The 343-nt window shown below is 74.9% G+C and carries 1 pseudogene; it reads left to right on the top strand.

The window, feature by feature from the left end:
- Window positions 1–343, top strand: a pseudogene (locus tag ACFVWD_RS58370) (hypothetical protein); the annotation flags it as partial.

Below are 343 nucleotides of genomic sequence, written 5' to 3'. Positions count from 1 at the left end.
CATGCGTCCGGTCGCACCGGGTCCGCTGGCGCCGGGCGACTCGCTCGACCTGCTGCCCCCGGCGCCCCTGCCGCCGGGGCTGGAGTGGGCCGAGGGCAGCCCCTTCGTGGCCCAGGCCCTGGGACGTGCCGTCACCGCCGTGGACCAGGGGGCGCACTGGGTGCCCGAGCCGGTCCGGGAGCGGCTGCGCACGCGTCTGGACGCGTGGGACGGATCGGCGCCGGGACTGGGGGTCGAGTGCCTGTCGGACGGGGCATACGAGCACGGGCGCCACGCCGTTCACGCTGAAGCCCAGGGCGGTCTCTGTTACAAATCGGACGCGGAGGAGCAAGGGAACGGAGTC

The sequence above is a fragment of the Streptomyces sp. NPDC058086 genome (assembly GCF_042885015.1).
Lineage (GTDB): Bacteria > Actinomycetota > Actinomycetes > Streptomycetales > Streptomycetaceae > Streptomyces.
The sequence above is the reverse complement of the archived record's forward strand: the minus strand, read 5'-3'. Positions and strand labels throughout refer to the sequence as shown.